Raw genomic sequence first — 11,796 nt, 5'->3', positions numbered from 1 at the left:
GACAGGCCCCGGGCCGCCCCGGTGAGGCAGCGGCCGTCCCCAACCCTACCGGCCCAGATATACGGAGGTCAGTGCTCAGGTGACTCAACAGCCGCCGAAGTGACCAGTTCTGTCAGCACGCCATGACAATCCTTGGGGTGGAGGAAGGTGATCCGGGAGCCCATGGACCCGATCCGGGGCTCGTCGTACAGGACCCGTACGCCCTTGTCCTTGATGTCGGCCGCGTCGCCGTCGACGTCCGCCGTGCCGAAGGCGATGTGGTGGACCCCCTCGCCGTTCTTGGCCAGCCACTTGCCCACGGCGGAGTCCTCGCGGGTGGGTTCGAGCAGCTGGAGGTAGGAGGCGCCGCCGTCGGACGTCTCGTTGATCTTGAGCATGGCCTCGCGGACGCCCTGCTCCTCGTTGACCTCGGAGTGGAACACCTCGAAGCCGTACGTCGCCCGGTAGAACTCGACAGTCCTGTCGAGGTCGAAACAGGCGATTCCGATGTGGTCGATTCGCGTCAGCATGGAGTCAGTGCAGCGCTCCTCGCGTGGTTACGCAACGTGCGCGCGATCACACCGCGGGCCGGATGACGGGTGGCGTACCGCTCAGTACATTCTCAGTAAACCCTCGTTCACTCCTCGGCTGTGCAAGCCGGTAAGGGGATCGCACCTCATGTCTGGAACGAACAGCACGACCTCCGTGATCGTCGCGGGTGCCCGCACCCCGATGGGACGGCTGCTCGGCTCGCTGAAGTCCTTCTCCGGAGCCGACCTCGGAGGATTCGCGATCAAGGCCGCCCTCGACCGTGCGGGCATCGGCGGCGACCAGGTGCAGTACGTGATCATGGGCCAGGTCCTGCAGGCCGGGGCGGGGCAGATCCCGGCGCGGCAGGCCGCGGTCAAGGCCGGCATCCCGATGAGCGTGCCGGCGCTCACGATCAACAAGGTGTGCCTGTCGGGCCTCGACGCCATCGCCCTCGCCGACCAGCTCATTCGCGCCGGCGAATTCGACGTGGTGGTCGCCGGCGGCCAGGAGTCCATGACGAACGCCCCTCACCTGCTCCCGAAGTCTCGTGAGGGCTACAAGTACGGTGCCATCCAGATGCTCGACGCCATGGCGTACGACGGGCTCACGGACGCCTTCGAGAACATCGCCATGGGCGAGTCGACGGAGAAGCACAACAGCCGCCTCGGCATCGCCCGCCCCGAGCAGGACGAGATCGCGGCGCTGTCCCACCAGAGGGCCGCCGCCGCCCAGAAGAACGGCGTCTTCGAGGCGGAGATCACGCCGGTCGAGATCCCGCAGCGCAAGGGCGAGCCTGTCGTCTTCAGCCAGGACGAGGGCATCCGCGGCGACACCACCGCCGAGTCGCTCGGCAAGCTGCGCCCCGCCTTCACCAAGGACGGCACCATCACCGCCGGCACCTCGTCGCAGATCTCGGACGGCGCCGCCGCCGTGGTCGTGATGAGCAAGGCCAAGGCGCAGGAACTGGGCCTGGAGTGGATCGCCGAGATCGGCGCCCACGGGAACGTGGCCGGGCCGGACAACTCGTTGCAGTCGCAGCCGTCCAACGCCATCCAGCACGCCCTGAAGAAGGATGGCCTGGACGTCGGCGATCTTGACCTGATCGAGATCAACGAGGCGTTCGCCGCGGTCGCCGTGCAGTCGATGAAGGACCTCGGCGTCACTTCGGACAAGGTGAACGTCAACGGCGGTGCCATCGCGCTCGGTCACCCGATCGGGATGTCCGGTGCGCGGCTCGTCCTCCACCTCGCGCTGGAGCTGAAGCGGCGCGGCGGCGGCGTGGGCGCGGCGGCGCTGTGCGGTGGCGGTGGCCAGGGTGACGCGCTGATCGTGCGGGTACCCAAGGCCTGACACCGGGTTCGTCCCGCCGGTGGGACGACACCGGGTGGCCCGTCCCGACGGGGACGGCGCCGGGTGCGCGTCCCGCCGGTCCGCTGTTCGCCCTCTCGTACGACCCGACTGAACGGAGCTGTGATGCAGGACGTCTCCACACTGGTGGCCCAGGCCAGGGAAGGACGGCCGCGGGCCGTGGCCCGGCTGATCTCCCTGGTGGAGGGGGCGTCCGAGCAGCTTCGCGAGGTCATGGCCGCGCTGGCGCCGCTCGCCGGGAACGCCTACGTCGTCGGGCTGACCGGCTCGCCGGGTGTCGGCAAGTCGACGTCCACCTCCGCGCTGGTCACCGCCTACCGGCGGCTCGGCCGGCGGGTCGGGGTGCTCGCCGTCGACCCGTCGTCGCCGTTCTCCGGGGGCGCGCTGCTCGGGGACCGTGTGCGGATGTCCGAGCACGCGTCCGACCCGGGTGTGTACATCCGCTCGATGGCGACCCGCGGGCATCTCGGCGGGCTCGCCTGGGCGGCCCCCCAGGCGATCCGTGTCCTGGACGCGGCGGGCTGCGACGTCGTCCTCGTCGAGACCGTCGGCGTCGGGCAGTCCGAGGTCGAGATCGCCTCGCAGGCCGACACGTCCGTGGTGCTGCTCGCCCCCGGCATGGGGGACGGGATCCAGGCGGCGAAGGCCGGAATCCTGGAGATCGGTGACGTGTACGTCGTGAACAAGGCCGACCGGGACGGGGCCGACGCGACGGCCCGCGAGCTGAACCACATGCTCGGGCTCGGGGAGTCCCGGGGGCCGGGGGACTGGCGGCCGCCGATCGTGAAGACGGTGGCGGCGCGCGGGGAGGGCATCGACGAGGTCGTCGAGGCGCTGGAGAAGCACCGGGCGTGGATGGAGGAGCGCGGGGTGCTGGCCGAGCGGCGGCTGGCGCGGGCCTCCCGCGAGGTCGAGACGATCGCCGTCACGGCGCTGCGGGAGCGGATCGGCGACCTGCACGGCGACCGCCGGCTGAGCGCGCTGGCGGAGCGGATCGTGTCGGGGGAGCTGGACCCGTACGGGGCGGCGGACGAACTGGTGGCGGGGCTGACCCGGGGCTGACCCGGGGCTGACGCGGGGCCGGCGTCCGGTGGACGTGGGGCGCCTTCTGTGCGACGTGGGTCGGGGCCGTGCCGGTACATCCGCCCGTTGCGGGCCGGGCGCGAGCTCCGTCACAGAGGTGACCCGGAGTCCAACGCCCGGCCCGCAACGGGCATTTGATGTACCGGCACGGCCCCTTCCGTCGTACGGCGGCTGCCGGTTCGTTCCCATTGAGCTGCGTCCCGGGGGCGGTGCGGGGTCGTTCCCATTGAGCTGCGTCCCGGGGGCGGTGCGGGGCCGTCCCCATTGAGCTGCGTCCCCAGGGTGGTGCGGCGCCGTCCCCATTGCCTGTGGGGTCGTCCCCAGCGCGCTGCGGGGTCGTGGTTGTCGCGGTGCGGGCTGAGAGCCCCTGCCGGCTCGGGCGCGGGTGATCGTGCCGCTGGGGCGGCACTTGTGGGCCCCGTCGGCAGCGGGATCGCCCGTCTCCGCCTCGGCTGCGGCGGGACTCAGTCGTCGTTCGGGGTGGCCGCGGTCACGTTCGCGGTGCGCGGGTCCACGCGCCAGTCGTGCTCGGTGCCGTTCGCGGACCTCGTCTCCGCCTCCCAGGCGCTGCCGCCCTCGTCCTCCAGCTCTACGGAGGTGACCGTCCCCTTCGCCGCGGCGGCGCGGGCGGCCTCGGCGGCCGAGGTGGACGTGCCCTTCAGCGCGGCCCGGTGCTCGGCGGCGTCGTCCTCGGTCTCGGCACGGGAGCCGAGCACCTTGCCGGTGGCGGGGTCGACGCGGACGCCGTGCACGGTGTCCCCCTTGCCGAGGACGTCGACCTCCCAGGCCACGGCGCCGCCGTCGTCGTCCAGGTCCGCGGCGACGGCCGTACCCGGCGTGCGGGCCAGGGCCGCCTCGATGGCCTCCGCCGCGCTCACCTTCGCGGACTTCGCGGCGGCGTCCTCGCCGTCGCGGGAGTCGTCGTCCCGGGTCTCGTTCCGGTCGTCGTCCTTGTCCCGCACGGTCGACTGCCGCGTGTCGTCGTCGCCCGAGACCGCCAGGGCCGTGGCGGAGCCGCCCGCGATCAGGGTCGCGGCGGCGACGGTGGCGATGACGATGTTGCGCTTCATGAGGTTCCTCCCGGTGTGCACGGTGATGCCTTGTTCCGACGGAAGACAATCTGCCCGGCGGACCTGAACCCGGCCTGAAGCCGCCTGAAGCCCTCTTCAGCTTCCGTTTGGGACGCTGGGCGCATGCGCCTGTTGATCGTGGAGGACGAGAAGCGGCTGGCCCTGTCGCTCGCGAGGGGACTGACCGCCGAGGGCTTCGCCGTGGACGTCGTCCACGACGGGCGGGAGGGCCTCCACCAGGCCGGTGAGGGGACGTACGACCTCGTGATCCTCGACATCATGCTGCCCGGCATGAACGGCTACCGCGTCTGCGCCGCCCTCCGCGCCGCCGGCCACGACGTGCCGATCCTGATGCTCACCGCCAAGGACGGCGAGTACGACGAGGCCGAGGGTCTCGACACGGGCGCCGACGACTACCTGACGAAACCGTTCTCGTACGTGGTGCTGGTGGCGCGGGTGAAGGCCCTGCTGCGCCGGCGCGGCACGTCCGGAGCCTCGCCGGTGCGGGTGGTCGGCGACCTCAGGCTGGACGCGGCGGCCCGGCGCGTGTTCCTGCGCGAGGACGAAGTCGCCCTCACCACCAAGGAGTTCTCCGTGCTGGAGCAGCTCGTCGTGCGGGCGGGAGAGGTCGTCTCGAAGGCGGACATCATGGAGCACGTCTGGGACTTCGCGTACGACGGGGACCCGAACATCGTCGAGGTGTACGTGAGCACGCTGCGCCGCAAGCTGGGGGCCGGACTGATCAGGACCGTGCGCGGCGCCGGGTACCGGCTGGAGGCCCGATGAGGCGCCTCTTCGGTTCCGTCCGCGCCAAGGCCACCCTGGGCGCGACCGTCGTCGTCGCGATCGCGCTGGTCGCCGCCGGGACCGCCGTACTGCTCTCGCTGCGGTCCAACCTGATCGTGCAGGCCGGTGCGCAGGCCGAGCGCACCGCCCGGGAGGTGGCGGCCGACCTGGCCGGCCGCACCCCCTACGGCGAGCTGTCGCTGGACGACGACCAGCCGGTGCAGGTGGTGGACGGGTCCGGGCGGCTGGTCGCGGTGAGCGAGCACCTGGAGCGGATCAGCGGCACCGGGACCGGCGCCGTGCGGCCCGTGCCCCCGGCGGAGGCCGCTCGCGACGACCACGGCGGCGAGGACCCCGGGGACGACGACGCGCTCGAACCGGGCGAGATCGGCGACGAGGTGGAGTACAGCGAGGGGTCCGCCACCATCGACGGGGACACCGCCGACTACCGCTTCGCGGCCGTGGAGGTGAGCGTCGGGGACCAGGGCGACCTCACCGTGTACGCCGGTTCCCCGCTGTCGGCCGAACAGAGCGCCGTGGGCACCGCGTTGACCGTGATGCTGATCGGGTTCCCGCTGCTGCTCGCCGTGGTCGCCGGGGTGACCTGGCTCGTCACCCGGCGGGCGCTGCGCCCGGTGGAGGACATCCGGAGGGAGATGGCCGCGATCACGGCCTCGGAGGACCTGGCGCGCCGGGTGCCGGTGCCCGTCACGCACGACGAGGTCGCCCGGCTGGCCCGGACCACCAACGAGACGCTGGCCGCGCTGGAGAAGTCCGTCGAGCGGCAGCGGCGGTTCGTCGCGGACGCCTCGCACGAACTGCGCAGCCCCATCGCCTCGTTGCGGACCCAGCTGGAGGTGGGCGCGGCCCATCCCGGGCTGCTGGACGTCGCGGGCGCGGTCGAGGACACCGTACGGCTCCAGCGGCTGGCCGCCGATCTGCTGCTGCTGGCGCGGCTGGACGCGGGGGAGGGGCCCGGGGACGCCCGGTTCGACCTGGGCGCGCTCGTGCGGGAGGAGGCGGCCGGGCGGACGGGGGTCACGGCGGACGCCGAGACGGTCGAGGTGACCGGCTCCCGGGGGCAGTTGGCACGGGTGCTGGCCAATCTGCTGGACAACGCGGGACGGCACGCGCGCGACCGGGTCGCCGTCACCCTGCGCCGGAAGGGCGCGTGGGCCGTGCTCGGGGTCGCGGACGACGGTGCGGGCGTGCCGGCGGCGGAGCGGGAGCGGATCTTCGAGCGGTTCGTACGGCTCGACGACGCCCGCAGCCGGGACGACGGCGGGGCCGGTCTGGGCCTCGCCATCGCCCGCGACGTCGCGCTGCGGCACGGCGGCACGCTCACCGTCCGCGAGGCGCCCGGAGGTGGGGCGCTCTTCGAACTCAGGCTGCCCGTGGGCCGGTCGGCACGGGATGCCGGGGCCGGGTGACGGTCAGGGACGGCCCCGCTGGCCCCGCAGCTGCTCCGCGATCGGGGTCAGCGACTTGTGGAGGTCGTTCAGGGCCTCCGGGGAGAGCAGGTCGATGAAGTGCCTGCGCACGGACGCCACATGGTGCGGGGCGACCTTCCGCATCGTCTCCAGGCCGTGGTCGGTGAGGACCGCGTACAGTCCTCGTCGGTCGGATTCGCAGTTCTCACGACGTACCAGGTTCGCGTTCTCCATGCGGGTGATCTGGTGCGAGAGGCGGCTCTTGGACTGGAGGGTGGCGGACGCGAGGTCGCTCATCCGCATCCGGACGTCCTCCGACTCGGAGAGATTCACCAGGATCTCGTAGTCGTTCATCGTCAGTCCGAACGGCTGCAAGTCCTTCTCGAGCTGATACGTCAACAGCCTGTTGACCTCCAGGTGGGTGCGCCAGGCGCACTGCTCCGCATCGGTCAGCCAGCGCGTGGCCGTCTCGGTCTCCATGAATGAAGTCTACCTAAAAGGTTGAAAGGCGAACTAGTGAGGGTGGTGTGACTACGCGCACGCGTTCGACGTCACACTCCGCAGACTACCGCTCACAGCCCGAAGCGACGCTGGAGGTCCCCCAGCTGTCCGGGAAGACGCGGTGCGCCGGCTTGCCCTCCGTGCTGACCCGGCACCCCGCCGCCGCCCGGTACGCCGGCCTGCTGCGGGACCGCTCCGGTGGCCTGCTCCGCCATCAGCGCCTCGGACGACTGGAGCAGTACCGTACCCGCCCCCACGAACTCGAACTGGTGCTCCTCGCCCGAGGCCCCGCCGATGCCCGTCATCGCACGTAGACCGCCCATGACACCTGTCAGGTAACCGTGGTCGTAGTGGTGGCAGGGGGAGGGGCAGTCGGCCCATCCGACGAGCGCCTGCGGGTCCACCCGGATCGGCGGTTCCATGAACACCACGGGGCCGTTCGACGCGGCCACGAACTTGCCCGAACCGATGAGCGTCAGGAAGCCCGGGACGATGGACTGCTTCAGCGCGAGACTTGGCTGAAAAGCGAGCAGGTTGCCCGAGCGAATGGTCAGGTTGCCCTGCTCCAGGTCGTACGAATTCACGTCGAAGGCCCGGTCAGCGAGGAGCATCTTGCCCGAGCCCTCCGCCACCACCCAGTCGCTCGCGTGCAGAGGCGAATGGAACGACGTACGCACCAGACGGTCCAGCCGGCCGTGCCCGATGCCGTTGAACTCCATCGAGCCGTAGTAGGCGATCATCTTGCCCTTCTGCAGGAACCACTGGCTCCCCTTGAGCTCCACGCAGAAGGTGTACTTGTTCACGTTGTCGTCGACCGGCAGGGTCGCCGGGTCGAAGATCACCGGGCCCTGGGCCCCGTACGCGCTCACAGCTTCTCCTCCGAGGCCTGGACGTACACCGCACCGCTGCCACTCAGCTCCAGCTGGAACGCCTCGCCCGAGCCGCGGCCCACCATGTCGCGCCAGCCGAGCGCCGTCGACAGCTTGTTGCGCACGTCGCCGTGGTGCGCCACGTACGCCTGCGGATCGACGTGGACCGGGCGCTGCGGGGTGATCGGGACCTGGACCACGCCGCCGTGCGCCATGACCGCGACCGCGCCGTGGCCCTTCAGGGTCGTGGTGAACAGGCCCTGGCCCGTCACCTGGCCGCGCACCATGCCCATCACCCCGCCCTGCGAGCCCATGAACATCGTGCCCTGCTCCAGCGTGCCGTCGAAGGCGAGCAGCCGGTCCGCCTCCACGTACAGGGTGTCGCCGGTGAGGGTGATGACCTCGATGTGGTGGCCGCCGTGCCCGAAGAACACCGTGCCGGAGCCCTCGACGGTCATCAGGGGGGTGGCCTCGTTCGCCAGTCGGCGGCCGATCATGGACATCACGCCGCCCTGGCCGCCCTGCATGTTGGGAGTGAAGGAGACCTCGCCCTTGTAGGCGAGCATCGCGCCCCGCTGACTGAACAGCCGCTGGCCCGGCAGGACCGTCGCCTCGATCATCTTCGAGTTGATCTCACGGAAGGGCATGTCACACATCCCCCGCGATCGTGTTGCGCTCGCTGGGCTGGACGTAGACCAGGCCGTCGCCCTCGAAGCGGATCTGGAAGGCCTCGCCGCCGCCCTCGCCCATGAACGTGCGGAACGTCACACCGGACTGGAAGGACTGCCGTACGTCGCCCTGGTGCGCGATGTACGCGCCCGGGTCGACGGTCAGCGGGTACTGGGAGCTGACCCGCAGGACCACCGCGGGGCCGTCGGACATGATCGCCGCCTGGCCGTGGCCCTCGACGGTCGTCGTGAACAGGCCGTTGCCCTGGGAGGCGCCGCGCAGGCCGGTGAAGGACGTGCCCGTCCGCAGGCCGGCGTCCGTCGCGAGCAGGTTGCTGGACTCGACGTACAGCTTGTCCCCCTGGAGGTTCACGAGATTGATCTCGGAGGCCCGGTCGGCGAAATAGCAGGTCCCCTGCCCTTTCACCTCCATCATGATCATCTGCTCGCCGGTGAGGCGCCGGGTCACCATCCCCCGTATCCCCTCACCGCCACCGCTGAGCTTCTTGAAGGCCATCTGCCCGTCGTACGCGACCATCGAGCCGTTCTTCGCCTTCACGGCGTCGCCGGTCATGTCTACGGCCAGCACCTTGCTGCCTTGGAGTCGGAACATCGCCACGGTGTGAAGGTAGCCGCCGGAGGTGGCCGCCGACAGGGCCTCAGGGTGGAGAACGACCCCGACCGCACCCTTACGGGGCGGCCGTCACCCCCGGACCGGGGCGCTCCGGCCCGGATGCCACAATGAGGGGACGCTTGTGCGTGCGTTCACAAAGCGCCCCTGCCCGCCGACAGCGAATCCCCCGAAGGTGACCCGTGGACCTGAAGACCGCCACCGCCCTCCGCCGCCTGCGCCTGGTCTCGGCGCCCGAGGCCGTGTCCTTCCTGCTGCTGCTGGTCTGCTCGGTGCTCAAGCGCACCACGGACTTCAACGCGGTGCCCGTCATGGGCGCGGTCCACGGTGTGCTCTTCATCCTCTACGTGATCTTCTGGGCCGACGCCTGGAACCGCGCGAAGTGGCCGTTCGGGACCGCCGCGCTCTACTTCGTGCTCTCCGTCCTGCCCACCGGCGGCTTCTTCGCCGAGCGCAAGCTGCGGCGCGAGGCGGAGGACGCGGTCATCGCGTCCCGCGCGCGCCGCGAGGGCGTGGTGAAGGCGTCATGATCGTCGCCTTCTCCGTGACGCCGCTGGGAGTGGGCGAGGACGTGGGCGAGTACGTCGCCGACGCCGTCCGGGTGGTCCGCGAGTCGGGCCTGCCGAACCGCACCGACGCGATGTTCACCTCGGTCGAGGGCGAGTGGGACGAGGTCATGGACGTGGTGAAGCGCGCGGTCGCCGCGGTGGAGCGGCGGGCGCCCCGGGTCTCCCTCGTCCTGAAGGCCGACATCCGGCCCTCGGTCACCGACGGCCTGACGTCCAAGGTCGCGACGGTGGAGCGTCACCTGTCCGCGTAGCCACCAGAGATCTCCCGTGAACCCCGGTCCGGCGGACCGGGGTTCTTCCGTGCCCGCCGCACCGAGACGCCCGCGCCCACCCGTCGACGCCCCGCCGGCGCCCGTGCGTCGACGCCCGTGCCGACGGCTCCCCGCTCGGCCGCTCCGGGCGACACGCTGCCGCGTGTGGCCGTACTCCTTCTGACCCGTCCAGTTCGACACGCCACAGAAACTCCACTTGTGTGTGGGTATCGGCTCGTTCGATCACCCCGTTTCAATCACTGGAGGGCGCTGTGCGGCCCGAGGGCTACGACTACGACACCTACAGCCGACTGGCGGGACCGCTCACGCAGCCGTCCACCTCGGCCTACCGGGTGCAGTACACCAAGCTCCTCTCGCGAGAGCCGCGTCGAATACGAGCCGTCCTCCTGATGACGCTGGCGCCCCTCCTCACCTGCCTGCTCCTCGTCTACCTGGTGTGGCCCACCCACTGGGTCGAGCGCGAGGGCGGCGCCCGCTGGCTGATCGGCCTCGACGTCACCATGCTCATATCGATCGGCCTGATCGAGCTGTTCATGGTCGTCAACGTGGTCTCCATCGCCCACGCCACGATGGTCGCCCGCGACCCGGTCCCCGTCGTCCCGCAGCCCGGTACCCGCGTCGCCTTTCTCACCACGTACGTGCCCGGCAAGGAACCCCTCTCCATGGTCCGCGCCACCCTTGAGGGCGCGGTCAAGGTCACCCACACCGGCCCCCTCGACGTCTGGCTCCTCGACGAGGGCGACGACGAGCAGGCCAAGGCCCTGTGCGCGGAACTCGGCGTACGGCACTTCACCCGGTCCGGCGTCCCCGAGTGGAACCGGGAGAAGGGCGTCCACAAGGCCCGCACCAAGCACGGCAACTACAACGCGTGGATCGCGATGCACGGCGGCGAGTACGAGTTCTTCGCCTCCGTGGACACCGACCACGTCCCGCTCCCCGGCTTCCTGGAGCGGATGATGGGGTACTTCCGCGACCCGGACGTCGCGTTCGTCGTCGGCCCGCAGGTCTACGGCAACTACGACAGCCCCGTCACCAAGGCCGCCGAGTCGCAGCAGTTCCTCTTCCACGCGCTCATCCAGCGCGCCGGGAACCGCTACCGCGCCCCCATGTTCGTCGGCACCAACAACGTCGTGCGGATCGCCGCGCTCCGCCAGATCGGCGGCCTGTACGACTCCATCACCGAGGACATGGCGACCGGGTTCGAGCTGCACCGCCACCGCAACCCGAGGACGGGCGGCCACTGGCGCTCGGTCTACACCCCCGACGTGCTCGCCGTCGGCGAGGGCCCCGCGTCCTGGACCGACTTCTTCACCCAGCAGCTCCGCTGGTCCCGCGGAACCTACGAGACCCTGTTCAAGCAGTACTGGAAGGCGCCGTTCACGATGCCTCCCGGCCGCCTGTTCTCGTACACGATGATGCTCTTCTACTACCCGATGACGGCCGTCAACTGGTTCCTGGGCATCCTCAGCTGCGTCCTGTTCCTGTGGTTCGGCGCCTCGGGCACGCAGGTCGCCGCCTCCGTCTGGCTGATGCTCTACAGCGACGCCGCGGCGCTCCAGATCGGGCTGTACCTCTGGAACCGGCGGCACAACGTCTCCCCGCACGAACCGGAGGGCTCCGGCGGTCTCGCCGGGATGGCGATGTCGGCGCTCTCCGCGCCGATCTACCTCAAGTCGCTGAGCGCCGCCCTCAAGCGCAGCCCCAGCGGGTTCGTGGTCACGCCGAAGGGCGGCGGCGCCAGCCCCGACCGGCTGGCGACCTTCCGCATCCACCTCTCCTGGGCGGCGCTGCTGGCGTTCTCGCTGCTCGCGTCGTTCGTCCTGGACCACACCCACGCGGCCATGCGCACCTGGGCCGTCCTCGCCATGGGGATCTGTCTGGCGCCGGTCGGGGTGTGGCTCTCCACCCAGCTCAAGGACCGCAGGGCCGGTGCGCTGCCGCGGCCGGCCGCGGCCCGGATCCCCGAAGCCAAGGAGCCCGCGCTCGCCACCGGCGGCACCCCGACCCCGGTCTCCGGTTCCACGACAGGAGGCAACTAG

General features: G+C 70.9%; 13 protein-coding genes. 7 read left to right on the top strand and 6 right to left on the bottom strand.

All coding sequences use genetic code 11. The features are described 5' to 3' along the window. Positions 1-68 precede the first annotated feature (68 nt). Complete coding sequence (mce, locus tag ACWGIS_RS08590; RefSeq protein WP_355792002.1) at positions 69-509, bottom strand: methylmalonyl-CoA epimerase; 441 nt, start codon at positions 507-509, stop codon at positions 69-71. Positions 510-657: 148 nt separating this feature from the next. Here mce and ACWGIS_RS08585 point away from each other — a divergent pair, with 148 nt between their 5' ends. Together ACWGIS_RS08585 and meaB are read left to right on the top strand one after the other, a co-directional pair. Further along, positions 658-1,860, top strand: a complete 1,203-nt coding sequence (locus ACWGIS_RS08585) for an acetyl-CoA C-acetyltransferase (protein ID WP_453361644.1) — start codon at positions 658-660, stop codon at positions 1,858-1,860. A 123-nt stretch (positions 1,861-1,983) separates the two neighbouring features. Then, positions 1,984-2,940, top strand: coding sequence for a methylmalonyl Co-A mutase-associated GTPase MeaB (gene meaB, locus ACWGIS_RS08580; protein WP_453361643.1), 957 nt, complete (start codon positions 1,984-1,986; stop codon positions 2,938-2,940). Between the two features lie 485 nt (positions 2,941-3,425). On the opposite strand, the gene ACWGIS_RS08575 is transcribed toward meaB, so the two are convergent. Further along, a complete protein-coding gene (locus ACWGIS_RS08575) occupies positions 3,426-4,031 on the bottom strand; it encodes a PepSY domain-containing protein (RefSeq protein ID WP_453361642.1) in 606 nt (201 codons plus the stop codon). Positions 4,032-4,154: 123 nt separating this feature from the next. Here ACWGIS_RS08575 and ACWGIS_RS08570 point away from each other — a divergent pair, with 123 nt between their 5' ends. Continuing rightward, a complete protein-coding gene (locus ACWGIS_RS08570) occupies positions 4,155-4,817 on the top strand; it encodes a response regulator transcription factor (protein ID WP_453361641.1) in 663 nt (220 codons plus the stop codon). Then, positions 4,814-6,247 (top strand): sensor histidine kinase, encoded by a 1,434-nt coding sequence (locus ACWGIS_RS08565; RefSeq protein ID WP_453361640.1) that lies wholly within the window; start codon positions 4,814-4,816, stop codon positions 6,245-6,247. The genes ACWGIS_RS08570 and ACWGIS_RS08565 overlap by 4 nt, the downstream gene beginning before the upstream one ends. Positions 6,248-6,250: 3 nt before the next feature. On the opposite strand, the gene ACWGIS_RS08560 is transcribed toward ACWGIS_RS08565, so the two are convergent. From ACWGIS_RS08560 to ACWGIS_RS08545, 4 genes are all read right to left on the bottom strand, one after another. Beyond that, on the bottom strand, positions 6,251-6,727 hold the full coding sequence (locus ACWGIS_RS08560; protein ID WP_121406028.1) for a MarR family winged helix-turn-helix transcriptional regulator: 477 nt from the start codon (positions 6,725-6,727) through the stop codon (positions 6,251-6,253). Between the two features lie 92 nt (positions 6,728-6,819). After that, positions 6,820-7,617, bottom strand: coding sequence for an AIM24 family protein (locus tag ACWGIS_RS08555; RefSeq protein ID WP_453361639.1), 798 nt, complete (start codon positions 7,615-7,617; stop codon positions 6,820-6,822). Next, complete coding sequence (locus ACWGIS_RS08550; RefSeq protein WP_355785714.1) at positions 7,614-8,264, bottom strand: AIM24 family protein; 651 nt, start codon at positions 8,262-8,264, stop codon at positions 7,614-7,616. The genes ACWGIS_RS08555 and ACWGIS_RS08550 overlap by 4 nt, the downstream gene beginning before the upstream one ends. Position 8,265: 1 nt before the next feature. Then, positions 8,266-8,898 carry an AIM24 family protein gene (locus ACWGIS_RS08545; RefSeq protein WP_453361767.1) on the bottom strand — a complete coding sequence of 211 codons (633 nt, stop codon included), beginning with the start codon at positions 8,896-8,898 and terminating at the stop codon, positions 8,266-8,268. Between the two features lie 200 nt (positions 8,899-9,098). On the opposite strand from ACWGIS_RS08545, the gene ACWGIS_RS08540 reads away from it, so the two are divergent. The 3 genes from ACWGIS_RS08540 to ACWGIS_RS08530 all read left to right on the top strand — a co-directional run bounded on the left by ACWGIS_RS08540 (position 9,099) and on the right by ACWGIS_RS08530 (position 11,796). After that, positions 9,099-9,446 (top strand): DUF3817 domain-containing protein, encoded by a 348-nt coding sequence (locus ACWGIS_RS08540; RefSeq protein WP_453361638.1) that lies wholly within the window; start codon positions 9,099-9,101, stop codon positions 9,444-9,446. Then, on the top strand, positions 9,443-9,736 hold the full coding sequence (locus ACWGIS_RS08535; RefSeq protein WP_453361637.1) for an MTH1187 family thiamine-binding protein: 294 nt from the start codon (positions 9,443-9,445) through the stop codon (positions 9,734-9,736). Before ACWGIS_RS08540 ends, ACWGIS_RS08535 begins: the two co-directional genes overlap by 4 nt. A 272-nt stretch (positions 9,737-10,008) precedes the next feature. Further along, on the top strand, positions 10,009-11,796 hold the full coding sequence (locus ACWGIS_RS08530; RefSeq protein ID WP_453361636.1) for a glycosyltransferase family 2 protein: 1,788 nt from the start codon (positions 10,009-10,011) through the stop codon (positions 11,794-11,796).

The organism is Streptomyces sp. NPDC054842 (assembly GCF_053611025.1).
This window is presented reverse-complemented; position numbering and strand designations above follow the sequence as displayed.